The organism is uncultured Roseibium sp. (genome assembly GCF_963675095.2).
Lineage (GTDB): Bacteria > Pseudomonadota > Alphaproteobacteria > Rhizobiales > Stappiaceae > Roseibium.
In genome coordinates, this window is the sequence record NZ_CAXXSJ010000015.1 from 38,442 (window position 1) to 58,745 (window position 20,304).

The 20,304-nt window shown below is 59.2% G+C and carries 20 protein-coding genes; 10 read left to right on the top strand and 10 right to left on the bottom strand.

Annotated features, from left to right (window positions below):
- Positions 1-94 precede the first annotated feature (94 nt).
- Both ABIN98_RS05865 and ABIN98_RS05870 read right to left on the bottom strand, forming a co-directional pair.
- On the bottom strand, positions 95-1,675 hold the full coding sequence (locus ABIN98_RS05865) for a flagellin (RefSeq protein WP_346908243.1): 1,581 nt from the start codon (positions 1,673-1,675) through the stop codon (positions 95-97).
- Between the two features lie 134 nt (positions 1,676-1,809).
- Positions 1,810-2,466, bottom strand: coding sequence for an RNA polymerase sigma factor (locus tag ABIN98_RS05870; RefSeq protein ID WP_346908245.1), 657 nt, complete (start codon positions 2,464-2,466; stop codon positions 1,810-1,812).
- Positions 2,467-3,269: 803 nt separating this feature from the next.
- Here ABIN98_RS05870 and ABIN98_RS05875 point away from each other — a divergent pair.
- Genes ABIN98_RS05875 through ABIN98_RS05885 form a run of 3 tightly spaced genes read left to right on the top strand, consistent with a single transcriptional unit; the run spans position 3,270 to position 7,989 of the window.
- Positions 3,270-4,769: an efflux transporter outer membrane subunit gene (locus ABIN98_RS05875; protein WP_394701451.1), complete on the top strand. Its 1,500-nt coding sequence runs from the start codon at positions 3,270-3,272 to the stop codon at positions 4,767-4,769.
- The gene (locus ABIN98_RS05880) at positions 4,766-5,995 is read left to right on the top strand and encodes an efflux RND transporter periplasmic adaptor subunit (protein ID WP_346908247.1); all 1,230 of its coding nucleotides are present in this window, start codon (positions 4,766-4,768) and stop codon (positions 5,993-5,995) included. Before ABIN98_RS05875 ends, ABIN98_RS05880 begins: the two co-directional genes overlap by 4 nt.
- 5 nt (positions 5,996-6,000) lie before the next feature.
- Entirely contained in the window at positions 6,001-7,989 is a 1,989-nt protein-coding gene (locus ABIN98_RS05885) for a MacB family efflux pump subunit (RefSeq protein WP_346908249.1), read from the top strand.
- Positions 7,990-8,011: 22 nt separating this feature from the next.
- Here ABIN98_RS05885 and ABIN98_RS05890 read toward each other — a convergent pair whose 3' ends face one another.
- Positions 8,012-8,641, bottom strand: coding sequence for a glutathione S-transferase N-terminal domain-containing protein (locus tag ABIN98_RS05890; protein WP_346908251.1), 630 nt, complete (start codon positions 8,639-8,641; stop codon positions 8,012-8,014).
- A gap of 401 nt (positions 8,642-9,042) precedes the next feature.
- On the opposite strand from ABIN98_RS05890, the gene ABIN98_RS05895 reads away from it, so the two are divergent.
- The 7 genes from ABIN98_RS05895 to ABIN98_RS05925 all read left to right on the top strand — a co-directional run bounded on the left by ABIN98_RS05895 (position 9,043) and on the right by ABIN98_RS05925 (position 14,908).
- A complete protein-coding gene (locus ABIN98_RS05895) occupies positions 9,043-10,242 on the top strand; it encodes a substrate-binding domain-containing protein (protein WP_346908253.1) in 1,200 nt (399 codons plus the stop codon).
- Between the two features lie 238 nt (positions 10,243-10,480).
- A complete protein-coding gene (locus tag ABIN98_RS05900; RefSeq protein WP_346908255.1) occupies positions 10,481-11,251 on the top strand; it encodes an ABC transporter ATP-binding protein in 771 nt (256 codons plus the stop codon).
- Positions 11,251-11,976, top strand: coding sequence for an ABC transporter ATP-binding protein (locus tag ABIN98_RS05905; protein WP_346908443.1), 726 nt, complete (start codon positions 11,251-11,253; stop codon positions 11,974-11,976). The genes ABIN98_RS05900 and ABIN98_RS05905 overlap by 1 nt, the downstream gene beginning before the upstream one ends.
- A complete protein-coding gene (locus tag ABIN98_RS05910) occupies positions 11,973-13,001 on the top strand; it encodes a branched-chain amino acid ABC transporter permease (RefSeq protein WP_346908257.1) in 1,029 nt (342 codons plus the stop codon). Before ABIN98_RS05905 ends, ABIN98_RS05910 begins: the two co-directional genes overlap by 4 nt.
- Positions 13,002-13,012: 11 nt before the next feature.
- Positions 13,013-14,074, top strand: coding sequence for a branched-chain amino acid ABC transporter permease (locus ABIN98_RS05915; RefSeq protein ID WP_346908259.1), 1,062 nt, complete (start codon positions 13,013-13,015; stop codon positions 14,072-14,074).
- Positions 14,071-14,571 (top strand): alpha/beta fold hydrolase, encoded by a 501-nt coding sequence (locus ABIN98_RS05920; protein WP_346908261.1) that lies wholly within the window; start codon positions 14,071-14,073, stop codon positions 14,569-14,571. Before ABIN98_RS05915 ends, ABIN98_RS05920 begins: the two co-directional genes overlap by 4 nt.
- A 10-nt stretch (positions 14,572-14,581) precedes the next feature.
- Positions 14,582-14,908, top strand: coding sequence for a hypothetical protein (locus ABIN98_RS05925; protein WP_346908263.1), 327 nt, complete (start codon positions 14,582-14,584; stop codon positions 14,906-14,908).
- Positions 14,909-14,912: 4 nt separating this feature from the next.
- Here the strand turns inward: ABIN98_RS05925 and ABIN98_RS05930 are convergent, their stop codons facing one another.
- From ABIN98_RS05930 to ABIN98_RS05960, 7 genes are all read right to left on the bottom strand, one after another.
- On the bottom strand, positions 14,913-15,284 hold the full coding sequence (locus ABIN98_RS05930; RefSeq protein WP_346908265.1) for a phosphate acetyltransferase: 372 nt from the start codon (positions 15,282-15,284) through the stop codon (positions 14,913-14,915).
- Complete coding sequence (locus tag ABIN98_RS05935; protein ID WP_346908267.1) at positions 15,281-15,664, bottom strand: MaoC/PaaZ C-terminal domain-containing protein; 384 nt, start codon at positions 15,662-15,664, stop codon at positions 15,281-15,283. The genes ABIN98_RS05930 and ABIN98_RS05935 overlap by 4 nt, the downstream gene beginning before the upstream one ends.
- Positions 15,661-17,196, bottom strand: a complete 1,536-nt coding sequence (locus ABIN98_RS05940) for an AMP-binding protein (RefSeq protein WP_346908269.1) — start codon at positions 17,194-17,196, stop codon at positions 15,661-15,663. Before ABIN98_RS05940 ends, ABIN98_RS05935 begins: the two co-directional genes overlap by 4 nt.
- Before the next feature lie 39 nt (positions 17,197-17,235).
- Complete coding sequence (locus ABIN98_RS05945; RefSeq protein ID WP_346908271.1) at positions 17,236-18,009, bottom strand: enoyl-CoA hydratase/isomerase family protein; 774 nt, start codon at positions 18,007-18,009, stop codon at positions 17,236-17,238.
- 6 nt (positions 18,010-18,015) lie between these two features.
- Complete coding sequence (locus ABIN98_RS05950) at positions 18,016-18,648, bottom strand: TetR/AcrR family transcriptional regulator (protein ID WP_346908273.1); 633 nt, start codon at positions 18,646-18,648, stop codon at positions 18,016-18,018.
- A 161-nt stretch (positions 18,649-18,809) separates the two neighbouring features.
- On the bottom strand, positions 18,810-19,616 hold the full coding sequence (locus ABIN98_RS05955) for a glutathione S-transferase family protein (protein ID WP_346908275.1): 807 nt from the start codon (positions 19,614-19,616) through the stop codon (positions 18,810-18,812).
- A 126-nt stretch (positions 19,617-19,742) separates the two neighbouring features.
- Positions 19,743-20,291: a YbhB/YbcL family Raf kinase inhibitor-like protein gene (locus ABIN98_RS05960; RefSeq protein WP_346908277.1), complete on the bottom strand. Its 549-nt coding sequence runs from the start codon at positions 20,289-20,291 to the stop codon at positions 19,743-19,745.
- Positions 20,292-20,304 lie beyond the last annotated feature (13 nt).

Below are 20,304 nucleotides of genomic sequence, written 5' to 3' on the forward strand. Positions count from 1 at the left end.
GCGCTCCCGGGCGAACAATCGGGGTCCCGGACCGCAGGCCAGGAAAGGCATGGTGCCAGGTGTGGAGTTAATCACCTGCGGTCCGGGAAGCTTGTTACTGCAGCAACTGCAGCAGGTTCTGGGGCATCTCGTTTGCCTGGGCCGCGGCTGCGACCGCAGCCTGGACCTTCACGCTGGCGGCGGAAAGGGAGGCCTGTTCGGATGCGATGTCGACATCGGAAATCGCGGATTCCGCGGCTTCCAGGTTTTCGATGCTGGTATCGATCTGATCGCTGCGGAACTCGAACCGCGACATGGTAGCACCCATTTCGGCACGCGCGTTCGACACTTCATCGATGGCCATATCCAGAACCGCGAGCGCTTCTTCCGCACCTGCCTGGGTGGATACATCCAACTCATCGATACCAAGCGAGGACGTGGTCAGTTCGGCCAGCTTCAGGTTGATGGTGTCGGTATAGTCGGATCCGACAACAACGTCGGCGCCGGTCGTGGCTGACTCGGTGGTGGTGCCGACTTCCGAAATGGTGCCGGTGCCGCTGTCGTCCAGGCCGATTTCTTCTGCGTCGAAGCCGGTGAAGCCGGTGATGGTCAATGAAGCGTCTTCACCGTCCTCACGGGTCTGGATGACGATGTTGCCGTCGTCGTCCGTGCTGGCCTGGATCGTGTAGTCGCCGGCGACGGTCAGAGCATCGTTGATGGCGTCGACGATTTCATCGGCGGTGAAAGTCTGTGTCGAGGTGCTGTCCGCATCGCCCAGTGTGACGGTGACGGCTTCATCGCTGTCCTGGCTCTGGATCGTGAACGACGCCGTCGTGCCGACCCCGAGGGTCAGGGAATCGTCCGCCGTACCAAGGTCGCTCGTTGTGGTGAGGTTGAGGTTCGATGCAGCGAAGCTCGTGGAACCGCTGGTCGAGAAATCCGAAACTGAGATTTCCAGATCAGACGTCAGTTCGAGATAACCGGTTGTAGCGGAGGCGGTCGACAGGGAGGCAGTTGATGCGCCGGTCGCGGTGTTGATCGCCGAGACGATGTTCGCCGCGGTGATGGTCTGTGCCGCGGAGGACGTGTCATCACCTAACGTTACGGAGTAGTCGGTTCCGTCGAGGGAGACGGTGAAAGTTGCGGTTTCACCTGCGGCCAGCGAAAGGTCGGCCAGTGCGCCGGTGCCGATGACATTAGCGGCTTCCGTTTCGACGTCGGTGATGGAACCGGTTGCGGATGCCGTCGTCAGTTCCGTGTCGTCGGAGAAATCGCTGGTGCCGTCGAGCAGGCTTTGGCCATTATAGCGCGTCGAGGTCGAGATCGCGTCGATTTCTTCCTGCAGCTGTTCGAATTCAGCCTGGATGTAGCTGCGTTCCGTATCGGTCACCGTGCCGGAAGCGGATTGGGAGGCAAGCGTCTTCATCCGGTCCAGAATATCGGAAACGTTCGATGCACCGCCGTCTGCCGTCTGGAGTATGGAAATGCCGTGGGACGCGTTGGTGGACGCCTGCTCCAGGGCGGTGACATCGGACGAGATCTTGGTTGCGATCGCAAGACCGGCCGCATCGTCGGAAGCTTTCGTGATCCGGGATCCGCTGGAAAGCTTTGCCAGGGACTCCGACTGATCTGCCGAGTTGGAATTCAGATAGCGAACAGCAGTATTCGCCGCAGTATTCGTGGAAATGACAGGCATGTTGCACTCCTGATTTGTTGGGTCACGCCCCTTGATCAGGCGTGGTGAGAACGTTTGTTGCCAACGTCATGGAGTTCAACGGAAGGACCGCCCAATATCAGGCGGATAAAATCTTGTTCGATCAAAGTTTTTCGTTAATCATTTATTAACAAGGGAGAGATCGCATCACCATGATTACGCAGGAAGTGGCGCAATTTCTGGCGTCCGCGCTTCAACAACGACTCGACCGCGGAGACGGTTGTTTCCATGATTTCCGCGACCTCTCCATTGCTCAGGTTTTCGACATAAGAGAGGACCAGTGCCACCCGTTGCTGGTCGGGCAGGCGGGACATGGCGTCGTTCAGCAACCGGGTCGCCTCCTGCTTGGCGAGTTCATCGACCTGGTCCGGTTGATCGTCGGGAACTTCAGGCAGCACTTCGACGGCTTCCGCCTTCGGGCGGCGGAGAAGATCGATGCAACGGTTGGTGACGACCCGGAACAGCCACGTTGAGAATTTTGCCCGGCCCGGTTGCCACTGGGCCCGTTTGGTCCAGACCTGGAGAAACGCATCCTGGACCACGTCCTCAGCATCGGACGGGTTGTTGAGAATGCGCAGTGCGACGGCGTATCCCCGGTCCACATGGCGATCCACAAGGATCCGAAATGCCGTCTGGTTCCCTTGTCCGATGTGAAAGAGAAGATCGTCGTCGCTTGAGACGCGGAGATCCTCTTTCATCTTTTCCACCTGCTCCTGCACGCATGTGCGGTCACTTTCCGCGCCGGTTACAGAGGACGTTGTCGCCAAGTTCATTTTCGAAACTCCCGCCGTTTCGACTCTTCGGGACTTTGAGCCGCTTCTGGGAGTTGAACGGGCGGGTAAAAGAAATCAGGCGCAAAAAAACAAGTAATTTTGATTTTCTTACTAGGAAAAATCTGCCTATTGGAAGGAAAAATATGCCGACTATAGAAATATATAAAAGTAATAATCGTCTCGAGAGGCTTGTATTGTCGTAAATAGGGATTGATGTTGGTGTTTAAGTAGGTAAGAAATACCGCCATGAAGTAATCAATCGACGTGGGTAACGCTTTAGCTGAAATAAAATATTGCAGTATTAAACTTTTTTCGATGCGCGGCGACTTTTGTTTCGGATCGGTTTTGAGAGCCGACCGGTCGAAGGAGAAACCGGGGGGAGGGAGAGCAGGAAATAAGGTGCAATGGCATTTAACGACCTGAAGGAATACTGCCGTAACTGCCCCTTGATTAAGCGGTCACATTAAATCGTATCAATGCCTGAGTCGTAAAAAACATGTATAACTCAAGAAAAAATATATTGTAATACTATGTATCAAAATATTTCCGAATGTTTCTGAGTTTTTATAATTGTAATATTGTCACATTTGGTTACATTCTTGGTCGTTGACTTAATAATACCCGAAAAATATGTGATTTATATCTGAATTTCCGGAGGGCGCTCAATCGCCCTTTCTGTGCGCGTATGTCTCAGGATCGTTAAGGCCTTGTCTAATCGTAATAACCGAGTAAGGAATTCCCCCAGGTCATCTTTGCGAAAGGGATCTACAGGGCGGCTGCTCCTGCCTGTCCATCAGGCTCCTATTGAAAAGGAAGAGCCCGGCGGAAGGCGGTTTTGGGCCGCTGCGCGGCAGTTTGGTGCGATTTCCTGTTTCGCTCTGCTTGCGGCCTGTGCGGTGGGGCCGGATTACCAGACGCCGGGGCTTGATCTTCCCGCAAAGTGGTCGAATACGACCCGTCAGACCCCGCCAGCTGCACCGCAATTGGCTGACTGGTGGCTCAAACTGGGCGATCCGGATCTCGATCTTTTGATTGAAGAAGCGGTCAAGGGGAACCTCGATGTCCGCACAGCCAAGGCCAAGATCAGGGAAGCACGTGCCACCTATCGCCAGACCGGGGCTACACTTTATCCAGCAGTCGATGGGTCCGGGCAGGCGATCCGAAGCAAGAGCGCTTCAAGCGGCGGTTCATCCTCCTCCGTATCGAACCTGTTTCAGGCCGGGCTGGATGCCAGCTGGGAACTCGATCTGTTCGGCGGTAACCGCCGTTCCGTGGAAGCTGCCCGGTATGGTCTGGATGCCGCTGACGAGGAGCTTCGGGCATCGCTGCTGACCTTGATCGGCGATGTCGCGGATAACTATGTGCAGGCGAGGGGATACCAGGCCCGGATTGCGCTGGCGCAGAGTACCGCTCGGTCGCAGCGGGAAACCGCACGCCTGACCAAGACCAAGTATGATGCCGGCGCGACTTCCGCAGTTGATGTGGCCAATGCGGAAGGGCAAGCTTCCAGTACGGAAGCGAATATCCCAACCCTGCGGACCGCCTATGCGGAGGCGGTCCACAGGCTTTCTGTGCTGACCGGCCGCGAACCCGCAGCCTTGACGAAACGCCTGGAAAAGTCGCGCAGGATTCCGAAACCGGCGATACGGACAGCGGTCGGTGTCCCAGCCCATGTCTTGCTGGCGCGGCCGGACGTGCGTCTTGCCGAGCGGCAGCTCGCGCAGGCAACGGCCAAGATCGGAGAGGCGCAGGCGGCGCGCTATCCGGCCGTCAGCCTCACCGGGAGCATAGCGACCTCGGCGGTCAAACCGGGCGATCTTGCCAAGAACTCCTCTATAAGTTGGTCTTTCGGACCGACCCTGTCCGTGCCGATCTTCAACGCGGGCGAACTGGCGGCGGCCGTGGATGTTTCCAAGGCGCAGCGGGATCAGTACTTCCTGGCCTATAAGGCAGCCGTCCTCGGTGCGCTTGAGGATGTCGAAAACGCACTCGTGGGCCTGTCACAGGAAGGCCGGCGGGTCAAAAGCCTCGACGCATCGGTCGCGGCCTATAAAAAGGCGTCGGATTTTTCCAACTCGCTTTACCGGTCGGGCGAAGTAAGTTTTCTTGATGTGCTGGATGCGGAACGGTCGCTTTATTCGGCCGAAGACAGCCGGATCCAAAGCCGGGTCCAGGTCGTTTCCTACTACATTGCATTGAACAAGGCGCTCGGCGGCGGCTGGGACGGCGAAGTCGACAGTTCCACGCCGGAAGTCGCAGATCAGAACGACGGGCCGCGTCTCGCGCTTGGGAAGAAGAAATGACCGCAGGCAAATCCAGCAAACTCAAGCGTTTTGCCCTTTTTCTCCTTATCGGTGCAGCGGCCGCCGGAGGGGTGGCCTACTATTCCGGTTGGTTCGAGACGCCTGATCCGGCAACCGGATACCTCACGGCCAAAGTGTCGACGGGAACCATAGAAGAAACGGTTCTCGCAACAGGTATCCTGAAGCCGAAGAAGCTGGTCGCCGTCGGGGCGCAGGTCTCCGGCCGGATCACGGCCCTCGATGTCGAATTGGGTCAGGAGGTCGAAGAAGGAGACCTGATTGCGGAGATCGATTCCGTTACCCAGGAAAACGACCTCAAAACAGCCCAAGCTTCCTTGGCGAAGACCCGTGCCCAACTCGTTGAAAAGCAGGCGAGTTTAGTTTTAGCTGAGCAAACGCTAAGCCGGCAAAACAAACTGGCGAAACAAAATGCGACGTCCCAGGCCGATCTGGAAAGTGCGGATGCGGATGTCAAGACGATCGAAGCGCAGATAGACGCGCTGAAGGCGGAAATCGTGGAAGCGGAAGTGGCTGTGGAGACCGCCAAGGCGAACCTCGGCTACACGCGCATTACCGCTCCCATGGCCGGAACGGTTCTGGCAATCGTCAATCAGGCCGGACAGACGGTGAATGCGACCCAATCTGCGCCGACCATCGTGGTCCTCGGACAACTCGACATCATGGAAGTGCGCGCGGAAATTTCCGAAGCCGACGTCGTGAAGGTAAAACCGGGTCAGGAAGTGTCCTTTTCGATCATCGGCGAACCGGACGTCTTCTATACGTCGACGCTGGAATCGATCGAACCGGCGCCGGAGTCGATCACCAGCGACAGCAGTATCACCTCATCGACCTCGACCAGTTCATCCTCGTCCTCCACCTCTACGGAAGCGATCTATTACAACGGCATATTCCACGTTCCGAACCCGGAAGGACACCTGCGCACCTACATGACCGCCGAGGTCCACATCCTGCTGGGGCGAGCTGAAAATGTCCGGACCGTGCCGACTGCTGCGCTGAAGGATACGGGGCAGGATGGCGGCTACAAGGTGCGGGTGTTGACCCCAACCGGAACCGTCGAGGAGATAGACGTCGAGATCGGCCTCAACGACAAGGTCAGTGCAGAGGTCCGTTCCGGTCTGGAGGACGGAGACACCATCGTAATCGGGGAACAATCGGGTACTGCGAACTCCAGCGGGTTCCGCGGACCTCCGGGAATGGGGCTCTAGGACTGATGGCCGAGGTTCTGCTCAAGTTGCGGAATGTCCGCCGTGCCTTCCAGACCGGGGAAACCGCGATCGAAGTGCTCAAGGGCATTAACCTGGAGATATCCAAGGGGGAGTTCGTTGCGATCATCGGCCAGTCCGGGTCGGGCAAGTCCACGCTGATGAACATCCTCGGCTGTCTCGATCGGGCCAGCAGCGGGCAATATGAAGTCTACGGGCGCGAAACGTCGGAACGCGAGCCGGATGAGCTTGCCGCACTTCGCCGCGAACATTTCGGTTTTATCTTTCAACGCTATCATCTGCTGTCGGAACTGACGGCCGTCGGCAATGTCGAAATTCCGGCGATCTATGCGGGCACGCCCGCAGGCGATAGGAAAACCCGGGCTGAGGATCTGCTTGGGCGGCTCGGTCTGGCGGACCGGCTCGATCACACACCGAACCAGCTCTCGGGAGGGCAACAGCAACGTGTGTCGATTGCCCGGGCCCTGATGAACGGCGCGGAAATCATTCTCGCTGACGAACCGACCGGAGCGCTCGACAGCAAGAGCGGTGAAGATGTCCTGAAGGTGCTCAGGGAACTTCATGAGTCCGGCAAGACGGTCATTCTCGTAACCCACGATGCGGCGGTAGCGGCCCTGGCCGACCGGGAAATCGAAATCCGCGACGGCGAGATCATTTCAGACCGGATCATCAACGGCCATGAGGACGGCACGACGGAGGCCGGCAAAACGGCAGAGGAGGCCGCCTCCGACCGCGTTCCATCGCGAAGACGCGGATTTGGTTTCCTTCGCGGGCGCATCGAACGGTCAATGGAAGCGCTCTGGATGGCTGTGCGCTCCATGAGCGCCCATCGGATCCGGGCCTTTTTGACCATGCTCGGCATCATCATCGGCATTGCCTCGGTCGTCTGCGTGGTCGCGCTCGGCGAAGGGTCGCGGCAGAAGGTTCTGGAAAATATCAGTGACCTTGGAACCAACACGCTGGAGATCTTCCCGGGGAAGGATTTCGGCGACATGAGATCGGGCAAGGTCACCACCCTGGTTGTCGCAGACGCCGACCAGCTCGCGAACCAGGGGTATGTCGCTGCCGTCACGCCCACGGTTTCCAGCAGCTACACCTTGCGGTACGGATCGGTTGAGGCAACCGCCCAGGTGAGCGGGGTCGGGGTTTCCTATTTCGATGCCAAGGGATCCAAGCTGATCGGGGGGCGTTTCTTCGATCGCAAAAGCGTTGCTTCCTATGGTCAGGAGGCGGTGGTCGACGAAAACACGGTCGAAACGCTATTCGATGGCGACAGCCAGGCCGCGTTGGGGAAGATTATCCTGGTCGGAAAGGTGCCGGTAAAGATTGTCGGTGTCGTGGCCCAGCAGCAGGGCGGCTTCGGCGGCAGTCAGAACCTGGCGGTCTATCTGCCTTACAAGACGATGCAGGCGCGAATGCTCGGAAGCACCAGCCTGCGCAGTATCACCGTCCGCGTCGCTGATGATGTCGATACCGATCTTGCCGAACAGGCCGTAACTGAGTTCCTGACCTTGAGGCATGGAATCAAGGACTTCTTCATCCTCAATACCGACGACATCCGGGAAACCATCACCAGCACGACCCAGACGCTCACCATTCTGATCGCCGCGATTGCGGTGATCTCGCTGTTCGTCGGCGGGATCGGCGTCATGAACATCATGCTTGTTTCCGTCTCAGAGCGGATCTCGGAGATCGGCGTTCGCATGGCGGTCGGCGCGCGGCAGAGCGATATCATGCAGCAGTTCATGATCGAGGCGGTTCTCGTGTGCCTGGTCGGCGGTGTGCTCGGAATTCTGCTCGCGCTTTCCTTCGGAGTGGCGTTTTCCTACTTCGGGTCCAATTTCCGGCTGATCTATTCCACCAATGCCATGCTCGGGGCGGTGGCCATATCCAGCCTGATCGGGGTCGTGTTCGGTTACTTGCCCGCCCGCAACGCCTCCCGGCTCGATCCGGTCGTGGCGCTGTCCAGCGATTAAGGCCTGTAATTAAGGCCTGCGACTAAGGCATAGGGATGGGTGTGGTCGCTTTGGGAACGTCATATCCGGCCTGAACGGCCGGCCGCGCGGCGATCCTCTGGTACCAGGCTTTCACGTTCGGGAAGTTGTCCAGATTGACCGTCTGCCATTCGAAACGGGAGATCCAGGGCCAGCAGGCCATGTCGGCGATGGAATAGTCGTCGACGATATAGTCGCGGCCTTCCAGGCGCTTGTCGAGGACGCCGTAGAGCCGGTTGGCCTCGGCGGAATAGCGCTGCTCCGCGTACTCCGCCTTGCCCGGATTGAAGTGGCAGAAATGGTGGGCCTGGCCGAGCATGGGGCCGAGGCCGCCCATCTGCCACATCAGCCACTCGATGGTGCGCATGCGTTGTTCGCCGTCGCGGGCGAGGAACTTTCCGTATTTGTCGGCGAGATAGATCAGGATCGCGCCGGATTCCATGAGCTTCAGTCCATTGTCCCGGTCGACAATGGCCGGGATCTTGTTGTTCGGGCTGATGTCCAGAAACTCGGGCTTGTTCTGATCGCCTTCCATGATGTTGATCGGGTGGCTGGTGTAGTCGACGCCGAGTTCTTCCAGAAGGATGGAAACCTTGCGGCCGTTCGGCGTGGTCCAGGTGTAAAGATCGATCATGCGGAAAGGCCCCCGTAATTGTTCATTCCGTTGTTGCTATTGAAAAGCGCTCGGGGGGCATGATTCAGCTTTCGGGCGGCAACTGCAATGGGCCTGGTCCGGATTCGGATCTTTCAGCACCGAATTTCGAACGGAAAGCGAAGTGCGAGGCGGGATCTATCGTTTCACACGTCGGGACTTTTCGGAGTTTTGGCCAAACTTTAAGGGTGGATCCCGGCCGTTTGTCGGTTCGGATCGTACCTCGGATTATCCCTACGCCAACCCGATTACCAAGATTGACATGAATACTGATTCATGTTTCATATAGTTCGCATGCGCCGGCTGGTTTTCTCGTTCCTGGAGGGGGATTGGAGAGATGCTGATATAGCCTTCAGCCGGGCTGACACGGGAGGAAATTCAGGATGACGTTCGATTACAAACGGCTGACCGGGACCGTCTTTGCCGGTCTTCTAGCTCTGTCCGCCGGGGCAGGGACCGCACAGGCCGATGACATCAAGATCGCCCATGTCTATGGCAAGACTGGGCCCTATGAGGCCTATGCCAAGCAGTCCCATGTGGGACTGATGATGGGGCTGGAATACGCCACCGACGGCACCATGGAAGTCAACGGCAACAAGCTTGTGGTCATCGAGAAGGACACCCAGCTCAAGCCGGATATCGGCAAGGCGGCGCTGGCCGAAGCTTTTGGCGATGACGAGGCGGATATTGCCGTCGGGCCGGTGTCCTCCGGTGTGGCGCTTGCGATGCTTCCGGTTGCCGAAGAATACGAAAAAGTCCTGATCGTCGAGCCGGCCGTTGCCGACAGCATCACCGGCGCGAACTGGAACCGCTATATCTTCCGCACCGGCCGCAATTCGTCCCAGGACGCGATTGCCAACGCGGTCGCTCTGGGCGCGGACAACGTTTCCATCGCAACGCTTGCCCAGGATTATGCCTTTGGCCGCGACGGCGTGGCTGCGTTCAAGGAAGCGTTGGCCGGGACCGGTGCCAAGTTGGTGTTCGAGGAATACGCCCCGACAGATACCAAGGACTTTACCGCAAGTGCACAGCGGGTCTTCGACGCGCTCAAGGATGAGCCGGGCCGCAAGTTCCTGTTCGTGATCTGGGCCGGCGGCGGCAATCCGATCGGCAAGATCAAGGCCATGGATCCGGACCGTTACGGTGTTGAGATCGCCACCGGCGGCAACATCCTGGCGGCCATGAAGGCCTACAAGGAACTGCCGGGTATGGAAGGCGCAACCTATTACTACTACGACATTCCGAAGAACCCGGTGAACGACTGGCTCGTTGCCGAGCACCAGAAGCGCTACGATGGGCCGCCGGATTTCTTCACCGCGGGTGGCATGTCTGCCGGTATCGCGATCGTCGATGCGCTCAAGAAAGCCGGTTCTACCGATACCGAAGCCCTGATCGCCGCCATGGAAGGCATGGAATTCGAAACGCCCAAGGGCAAGATGATGTTCCGCAAGGAAGATCACCAGGCGCTGCAGTCCATGTATCACTTCAAGATCAAGGCCGACCCGAATGTCGAGTGGGGTATTCCGGAGCTCGTGCGCGAGCTCAAGATCGAAGACATGAACATCCCCGTTCGCAACAAGTAACAATCGGGTTCGGGGGAAGCCTATCCAACGCTTTCCCCGGCCACCCATCCCTTGAGACCGGCAACGAATTCCGCCCCGTTGAGAGGTGGCAAAAGAGAGACGGTTCAAAGGATCGCGTTCGGCTTCATCCAACCACGAACGCGTTTCCGGTAACCGGTTCAGCCAGTTGTCTCAAGGGATGGGGCCAGACACAGCCCCATCGGCCACGACCTATCACAACAAACAACAGGCCGGACTCGTGACCAGCGAACATCCCATTCTCGAAACGCGGGATCTGACCATCCGTTTCGGCGGTCATGTCGCCGTCGATCATGTCAGTTGCGCGTTTCAACGCGGTACGCTGACCGCCATTGTCGGCCCGAACGGGGCCGGCAAGACGACCTATTTCAACCTGATTTCGGGTCAGTTGAAGGCGACCTCCGGGACGGTCATCCTGAATGGCGCGGACATCACCCGTATTTCGGTGCCGGAGCGGACCGACCGGGGGATCGGCCGGGCGTTTCAGCTGACCAACCTGTTTCCTTCCCTGACCGTCCGGGAAAACGTGCGCCTCGTTGCACAGGCCAAAGCCGGCAAGGGTTTCGACATGATGTCGATCGCGGAAAGCCATGTGGAGCTGATCGAACGGGCGGAGCATGTGCTGGCGGAAGTCAAGCTGATCGATGTGGCCGATCAGGTCGTGGCCGTGCTGCCGCACGGAGATCAGAGAAAACTGGAAGTGGCGATGATGATCGCCCTCGGTCCCCAGGTGCTGATGTTCGACGAACCGACCGCCGGCATGAGCGTGGACGAAGTTCCGGTGATCCTCGATCTGATCAAGACGCTGAAGCAGGACATGGATCGCACCATCCTTCTGGTGGAACACAAGATGGATGTGATCCGTTCGCTCGCCGACCGGATCATCGTTCTGCATAACGGCGCGCTGGTGGCCGACGGCGAACCGGCGGCGGTGATCGCCATGCCGATCGTGCAGGAAGCCTATCTCGGCAAGGCACCGGAGGCTGCATGATGTCCGAACCGCTTCTCCAACTCTCCGGGGTGCATACGCATATCGGTCCCTATCATATCCTGCAGGGGGTGGACCTGACCGTTCCCAGGGGCGGGGTTTCGGTTCTGCTCGGCCGCAACGGGGCGGGCAAGACCACGACCTTGCGCACGATCATGGGACTTTGGACCGCAAGCAGCGGATCAATCACTTTCCAGGGCAAGGACATCACCCGGCTGGATACGCCGGCGATCTCCCGCTCCGGCATCGCCTTCGTTCCGGAGAACATGGGGATCTTCACGGATCTGACCGTGGCCGAAAACATGACCTTGGCCGCAACCAGGGGGCCGATCGATCCGAAGCGGCTTGCCTGGATCCAGGATCTGTTCCCGCCGATCCGCACCTTCTGGAACGCGTCCGCAGGCAATCTGTCCGGCGGTCAGAAGCAGATGCTCGCCGTCTCGCGAGCCATTGTCGAGCCACGGGTGCTGATCCTGATCGACGAACCGACCAAGGGCCTTGCGCCTGCGATCATCAATGCGATGACCGATGCGCTGAAGGAACTCAAGGAAACGGAGACGACCATCCTGCTGGTCGAACAGAATTTCTCCATGGCGTCGAGCATCGGCGACACGGTGGCCGTCATGGATGACGGCCGGATCATTCACGACGGGGACATGGCGGAGATGGTCGCCGACAAGGACCTGCAGGAGCGCCTCATGGGGCTCAGCCTGGAGGCACACCAATGAGCGATGCAACGATCAAGCCGCGCATCGAAAAGGCGCCGCTCAGCGACCGTCTGGTCGAAAAGCTCCCGGTCATTCTGGTTCCGGCACTCGCATTGCTGGGGCTGATCGCGGTCGGCAATCCGGCGACCTGGCTGACGCTGACCGTCGCCGGTCTCGCCATGGGGCTGATGATCTTCATCATGGCCTCGGGACTGACCGTCGTGTTCGGTCTCATGGATGTGATCAATTTCGGCCACGGCGCCTTCATCTCCGTCGGCGCCTTTGTAGGCTTTACCGTCCTGATCTGGCTGGGTGGGTGGACATCGTCGCCGAGCGTCTTCCTCAATCTTGCAGCCGTCTTTATCGCCATCCTTGTATCGATGCTCGCGACGGCCGCCATGGGCTATGCCTTCGAGCGGGTGATCGTCATGCCCGTCTATGGCGAGCACCTGAAGCAGATCCTGGTGACCATGGGCGGCCTCATCGTTGCGCAGCAGCTGATATATGTCTTCTGGGGTCCGGACGAGATGCATGTGGCGCGGCCGGAAAGCCTTCAGGGCTCGTTTGTCATCGGTGAAGCGGCGGTCGAAAAATACCGGCTCGTGGCAGTCGGGATCGGCCTCGTCCTATTCCTCGCCATGCGCTACGTGCTGAAGTCCACCAAGATCGGCCTGCTGGTGCGCGCCGGCGTCGAAAACGGCGAGATGGTCGAGGCACTTGGTTATCGGATCCGGCTTCTGTTCTTGATGGTGTTCATGGCCGGGTCCGCGCTTGCAGGTCTCGGTGGCGTCATGTGGGGCCTCTACCAGGAGACGATTACGGCCCATATGGGGCAGGAAATCATGGTGCTGGTGTTCATCGTCGTGATTATCGGCGGGCTCGGGTCGGTCGAAGGTTGTTTCATCGGCGCCCTGCTGGTCGGCCTGTTGTCGAACTACACCGCCTTCCTTGCGCCCAAGGTTGCGCTGGTTTCGACCATTGGGCTGATGGTGGTCATCCTGATGTGGCGGCCGCAGGGGCTTTACCCCGTCGTCAAGGCGAAGTGAGGAGGCCGACCATGCTCACCAGATTGCTTTCCGGCGACAGGCCGCGCAGCCGGGTTCTGACGCTTCTGCTGCTGGCGATCGTCATCTCGCTCGCCTTTGCGCCCTTCCTGTTTCCCGGGACCAAATCCCTGGAGACTGCAGCACGGATCTGCATCTTCATCGCGCTGGTCGCGAGTTATGATCTGCTGCTGGGTTACGCCGGGATCGTGTCTTTCGCCCACACGATGTTCTTTGGGATCGGTGCGTATGGCACGGCGCTTGCCCTGTCGGTGACCGGACCGAGTTTCGGATCGATCCTGTGGGGTACCGCCGCCGGTGCCGTCGTTGCCGCGATCTTCGCCTTGGCGATCGGCTTGTTCTCTTTGCGTGTCAAGGCGATTTTCTTCGCCATGGTGACGCTCGCGGTCGCCAGTGCCTTCGCGGTTCTGGTTTCGCAGATGTCCTGGCTGACCGGTGGCGAGGACGGTCTCAACTACAAGATCCCGCGGGTGCTGACGCCGGCCTTCAAGCTGATGAAGGACAAGATTTTCGACGTCCGGATCGATGGCAAGTTGCTCGCCTATTATCTGATCTTCTTTGCCTCGGCGTTCCTGTTTCTGGTGATGCTGCGCATCGTGAACTCGCCGTTCGGGCGGACCCTACAGGCGGTTCGCGATAACGCGTTCCGGGCGGAGGCCATCGGCTACCGGGTCGTCTGGTACCGGACGACGGCGACGGTGCTCTCGGCGGTGATCGCCGCGCTTTCCGGATCGCTGCTGGCTATCTGGCTGCGCTACACGGGACCTGCGACCACGCTTTCCATGGAAATCATGATCGATATCCTGCTGATGGTGGTGATCGGCGGCATGGGCACGCTCTACGGCGCGGTGCTCGGGGCCACGATCTTCATTCTGGCCCAGACCTATCTTCAGGAACTGATGGGCGTTGCCTCCGACGCGACCAGCTTCATTCCGTTTGTCTCCGATTTGATCGCCGCGGATCGCTGGCTGTTGTGGCTCGGTGTGCTCTTCATCCTGTCGGTCTATTTCTTCCCGACCGGAATCGTCGGCAGGCTCCGGGCCTCCCGTGCATGAGTGAAGGGGGTCTTCATGTCCGCGTAGAGGAGGGGAGCGGTTCTCCGCTTGTGCTTCTGCATGGCTGGTCGTGTCATGGCGGGTTCTTCCGGCCCCAGCTAGAGGCCTTGTCCGGCGAGGTTAGGCTTCTCGTGCCGGATCTGCCCGGCCACGGGGAAACAGGTTCGCGGCTGCCGCTGACGATCGAAGCGGCGGCCGATGCGGTGGGGGAGCTGATCGATAGCCGCGGCCTTTCCGGCGTTACGTTGTGCGGTTGGTCCATGGGCGCGCATGTCGCCTATTCCTACGCAGAGCGCCATGGAACCAAACGGCTGAGGCAGATCGTTGCCATCGACATGTCGCCCAAGGTGCTGAACGCGCCGGACTGGCCGAACGGCTCTCTCGGGGGCCTGGATGCGAAACGCAATGTTCATGTTCTGGAGGCGATGGTGCCCGACTGGCCGAAGCTCGCGCCTAAGGTCGCGGAGCGCCATCTTTGCCCGAGGGCTTGTCCCTGATCCGGACCTCTTGGCCTTTGCCAAACGGGAAATCGGAAAGGCGGATCCGAACCTGCTCAGGCCCATGTGGGCATCGCTGACGGGACAGGATTTCCGTTCCTTCTTGCAGCAGCTCGATATCCCGCTGCATTTGGCGTTTGGGGCAAAGAGCGCGCTCTATGGGGCAGGGGTTCACGATTGGCATTCGGCCAATGTCCCCGATGTCAGCTTGCGGATCTTCGACAGGTCAGGTCATTGCCCGCATCTGGAAGAGGCTGACGCCTTCAATACCTGGCTCTCGGGTTTGCTGAGCGAAGCCGGACAGAAGGGCGAAATCGCGACTTCCGTCCGGACTTGACCCTTTACGCCTTGCCGACATCCTCGACGTAGACGAGCGCGCGGCCTTCGCAGACGCGGGTACCGCCTTCGGTCACGCAGACGGTTTCCAGATCGACGAGATGCTTTTCCGGGCGCAGCCGGGTGATCGTAACCGATGCGGTCAGGGCCTCGCCGAGAGGGGCGTCCGCCAGAAAACGCATGTCCTGTTTCAGGTAATTGGTGCCGGGGCCGGGGAGTTTAACCCCGAGCAGATAGGAGAACAGCGCACCGATCAGCGGACCGGGCACCGTCTTCGGGGCATCGCCGTCCAATCCGGCCTGCAGGGCGAAGTCGGTCATGTCCGCTCCGGAATAGGTCCGCGTGACTTCTGTTTTCTGGCCGATTTCGAATGTCATTGAACGTCTCCGGAAATGAGGCATTCGCCCGAGAGGGTCACGAGCCCGTCCGCCTTGCGGCTGACCTCGACCGCAATACTGTTTGGTTCATCCGCACCAGGGCTGAGGCGGAACACTAATTCTTCGCCAGCGTAGGATGGATTGGGAAACATTAGCGACTGCATGTCGTGTGTCGCGCCGGGCCAGTGCTTGCACAGGAGGCCGTAGACACGGGAATAGAGCAGCATGCCGTGGGAGACGGTTCGCCCAAAGCGGGTGCTTGCGGAGAAGGTCGGGTCGACGTGGATCGGGTTGTCGTCTCCGGACAGTCGGGCGAAGTCGTCGAAATCCTGCTGGGTCGGGACCCAGCTCTCCTCGATTACGGAAAGGGGCGCGGTCAACGGACGGTCTCCGGTTCTTGGACAAGGGTTTCCTTGAGGATGTTCTTGCGGACCTTGCCGGCGGCAGTCCGCGGCAAGTCATTTGATACCTGGAAGCTCTTCGGGATCTTGTAGGGGGCGAGGCGTTCGCGGCACCAGGCTGATAGGCACGCAGTGTCGATGGTTGTGCCCGGACGTTGGACCAGGAAGGCGGCGCCGACCTCACCCCATTTTTCATCTTCGACCCCGATGACGACGGCCTCGAGGATCGCCGGATGGGTGGTCAGGACCTTTTCCACTTCGGCCGGATAAACGTTCTCGCCGCCGGAAATGTACATGTCCTTGATGCGGTCGACGATGTAGTAGTAGCCGTCCTCATCGCGGCGGGCGACGTCACCGGATTTGAGCCAGCCGTCTTTGGTGAAGGCGGCCTCGGTGGCTTCCGGGTTATCCATGTAGCCGGGCGTGATGCCGGGTCCGCGGAGCTGCAATTCGCCTTCGCCCGCTCCTCGCACGATTTCGCCGTTCGCGTCTTCAAGCCGGACTTCGGACAGGATCTGCGCCTTGCCGACGGAGCCGATCTTTTGCGAAGCATTCTCCGGATCCATGAGGAAGACGGTCGGGCCCGTTTCGGTCATGCCCATGCCGTTGCAGATGGTTGCGCCACGATCCAGGAAGTCGGTGAGCAGGTGCGCCGGAACCGGTGCGCCGCCGCAGCCGAGGGAGTTCAGTTTCGCGAAATCAACGTCATCGATCCGGGGGTGCAGCGCAAGCGCCTGATAGATCGCCGGTACGGCGAAGAAAGAGGTGATTTCGCCCTTCGCCAGCAGATCGACGACCGCATCAGGGTCGAACTTGGACAGGATGAAGGAAACCCCGTCCAACAGGAACAGCGGCAGGGTCGGCAGATTGATGCCTGCGGTATGAAACAGCGGCAGATAATTGACACACCGGTCCGCACCGGAAAGGCCTGTTGCCTGGGAATAGTTGATCATGTTCGCCCAGGCCATTCCCGCGGTCTGGATGACCGCCTTGGGCATACCGGTGGTGCCGGAGGTGAAAAGCAGATACCAGGGCGCGCTAGCAGCGATGCGACCGTCGCCGACCGGTTCAGACGAGGCCTTGCCAATCAGCGTTTCCAGACCGTCTGCTTCATGCGAGCCAAATGCATATCGGGGAAGGTTCAGGGCATTTGCCAGGTTCAGAGCGGTTTCTCCGAATTCGCCGTCATGAATGATCAGATTTGCCTTTGACAGGACAAGGATCGGTTCCAGTTCGGCTTCCGGCTGGCGCCAGTTCAGGGGAACCAGGATAATTCCCGTCTTCTGGGCGGCAAACAGCAGGACGAAGAAGTCTACCCGGTTGAGGCACAGGACAGCGATCCGGTCGCCCTTCTGCAATCCCAGGGACAGGAGCGCATTGGCGGTGCGATTTGCCCGGTTGTTGACGTCTGAAAACGTGAATTCCGCGCCCGTGTCATGGTCGACAAAGGCGGTCTTGTGCGGCGACAGTTCGGCTCGTTTTGCCGCCATGTCCGTAAGCCATTCCATCATGTCCTCCCAACACGGTTTTTGGAGCGGCAGCTCGTTTGCTTATGGTCTTCCGGTAAAGCGTTTCATGCCTTCCAGAGTGTCCCGGGCGGTCACGCGTTGTAGAAACCGGTGTTTTTCCTGGTTCAGCCGCTCGCGGACGGTCGAAATACGGGGCTTGTCCCAGATATTGGCCCGGGTCGTCTTCAGGGTGTTGCTGTTCATATTCGCGATGGAGGCCGTCCAGGTGTCGATCTGGTGCGCAACGTCTTTTTCCGGGACGACCGCATTTGCCAGACCCAGCCGGAGGGCATCTTCGGCTTTAAGCCGGGAATTCAGGTACTGTAGCTCCAGCGCCTTGGCCGTGCCGATACGTTCCGGCAAAAGCGCGGTCCAGCCACCGTCGGGACCAAAGCCGACCACGCCATAATAGGGTTGCAGGAAGGCTGTCTCGCTCATGGCGATAAGGTCCGCCGCCAGGACGAGGCCGAGCGAGCCACCGGTAACGGGGCCGTTGACGGCCGCAAAGACCGGTGAAGGGAACTCCAACAGGTCGATGATTGCGTCATGCAAGGTGCCGACAATGCGATCCGAATAAGCAAGCAGTTCGTCGGGGTTTTTCGCATGGTCCATGAAACCGCCGACGTCGCCGCCGGTCGAAAAGCTTCGGCCTTCAGCTGACAGCACCAGCGCATCCGGGTCTACGCCGCGGGCAAGTTGCAAACAGTTCCGCAAATCGTCCAGAAGCCCCGGTGTCAGCGCGTTGTGCCGGTCCGGGCGGTTTAGCCGAACCCTGGCGATATTCCGGTCATGGGAAAAAGTAACGAGTGACGGCATGGGGGATCACGGCTTCAGGCCGTTGACGATCAGGTCGTGGGCGGTTTCGACGACGTCTTCGACCGGGGTTTTGTCTCCCCAGATGACGGCCCGTTCGCCCAGAGAGCGAGATATACCCATCAGCGCCCAGGCGCGGGTATCCGCATCGCCGGGTTTGATCTGACCGGCCTTTACCGCTGCCTCAAGCCCGCTTCGATAACCTTCGGCGAAGGTGTGGTAATAGGCGTGATAGGCTTCCGGATCGACAAAGAGCGCTTCCTGGATGATCCGGTAGAGATCCGGATGGGCGCGAATGAATTCCAGAAAGGCGGTCAGGCCGGCCTTTTCCGCATCGAGCCGGTTTTCGATATTCTGGGTCGCCTCGCTGAGCGCGCGGCGGACCAGCCTGCCCATTTCCAGAACCAGTTCGGAAAAGACTTCGTCCTTGCTCTTGAAATAGATGTAGAATGTGCCTTGCGCGACGCCGGCTTCGCTGGTGATGTGGCCGATGGATGCTTCGTTGAAACCGCGTTCGCCGATGACCCGTTCGGCGGCAGACAGGATCGCCTTGCGCGTGGCCTCGCCACGGGCCGTCTTTGGCTGGATCTGGCCATTTGACTGGTCGGTCCTGGTGCCTGTTTTTCGCGCTGCTTTTGCCAAGGTCCAACTCCGGACATGCGTCTAACTGAAACATGAATCAGTATTCATATTCGGACCGGGGATGCAAGCATTCCTTTTGTTGCAGCGCGTTGGCAGATGGATGCTCGGGGGTGCCGCGCCACCATTCCGGGGGCTGTGAGTGGATGCTGATGCCGGTCCGGTCAGGCGCCGTTTCGAATATCGGACCAGGTCCGGGCAATCGCCGGCCAGAACGTTACCGCGGTCTGATACATTTTTTCCGCAGCGGATGGATCGACAAAGGATTCGATCGCAGTCTTGTAGCTGTCTCTCTTCTTGGAGCGCTCCAGCCAATCAGCGACCTCAGAGAACTCGTCTTCCCACAATCCACTCATCGCCAGGCGATCGAGACGGTCGATATAGGCGAGAAGCGCAATATCGGCGAGACCGTAGGTTGGGCCACTGACCCAGTCGTATTGCACCAACATGGCTTTCATGTCGGCAAGTGTGGATCTCATTTCCCTCAAGGCCGCTTCGACGTGGAGGGAATCGACACCGTTCTCCAGAAGATCGCGCCGCTTCTCCCTTGAGATCGGGTTCGGCATTTGCCGGAGCATGGCTTCAAGCTGTTCCGGCGTCTTGCCGGCCATTTGCCTAGCGCGCAGAACGGTTGCGAAACTCAGGGAACTGATGCTGCCATGAATTGCGAGACACCGGAGCAACCAGAGTTTGGTTTTGGCCTTCAATTCCGGATTCCGGGGCATCAAATTGCCGGCGTTATAGGTCTCGTCCAGGTATTCCAGGATCAGGCTCGATTCAATCACCACCATCCCGTCGTCGACCAGGGTCGGAACGACCGCGTTGGGATTGAGTTTCAGATAGTCGGGAGCGAACTGGTCCCCGGTCATCAGATTGAGCAGATGGCCTTCGTATTCGAGCCCGATCTCAGCGAGGCCGAGGCGTGCCTTTTGGGAACATACGCTCGTTGTGCCATGATAAAGGGTCAGCATGGGTCCGATCCTCGGAATTCATGGGTAGTGGGAGGCCTGAGCCTGTGTGAAAGGCCGCAGCGATCAAGTTGCCGCGGCGGCCTTGCGAAGTTGTTCAAATCATCCGTTCCCGGCCGCAACGAAGGATCAATGGCGGGCGTATCTGCCGACGATGCTGGTCGCGCCCAGGGTATGGCCGTCGACTTTCTGTTTCAGTGTCGGCCAATCCATCCCTGCGTCCAGGGCGCCGGGTTCCAGATCCAGCGCTAGCAGCATGAATTCATAATGGTGCGGAACATCGCCGACATCCGGACACGGTCCAAAATAGGCGGTCTTGCCGATGGAATTCTTGCCGCCGGTCGATCCTTCCGGAACAGTGTTTTCGGCGATCCCTGTCGCGTCACCCGGAATGTTGTAATGCAGCCAGTGGATGACGCCCTGTCCGTGACGGCCAACGTCATCCATGGTCACGATGGCGAAGCTCTTGGTTCCGTCCGGTGCATTGGTCCAGTTCATCGCGGGCTGGATGTTTTCACCATCGCACTTTCGCGGACCGCCCTTCGCTGCATGGCGGCTGTCGATGATCTGGCCGTCTGAAAAGGCTGTCGATGTGATCTCGAAGCCCGCGCCGGCGTGCGCGGCCAGCGGAAATCCGAACGCAAATCCAATCCCGATCACCAGTTTCTGAATACTCATTTTCATCTTTTCC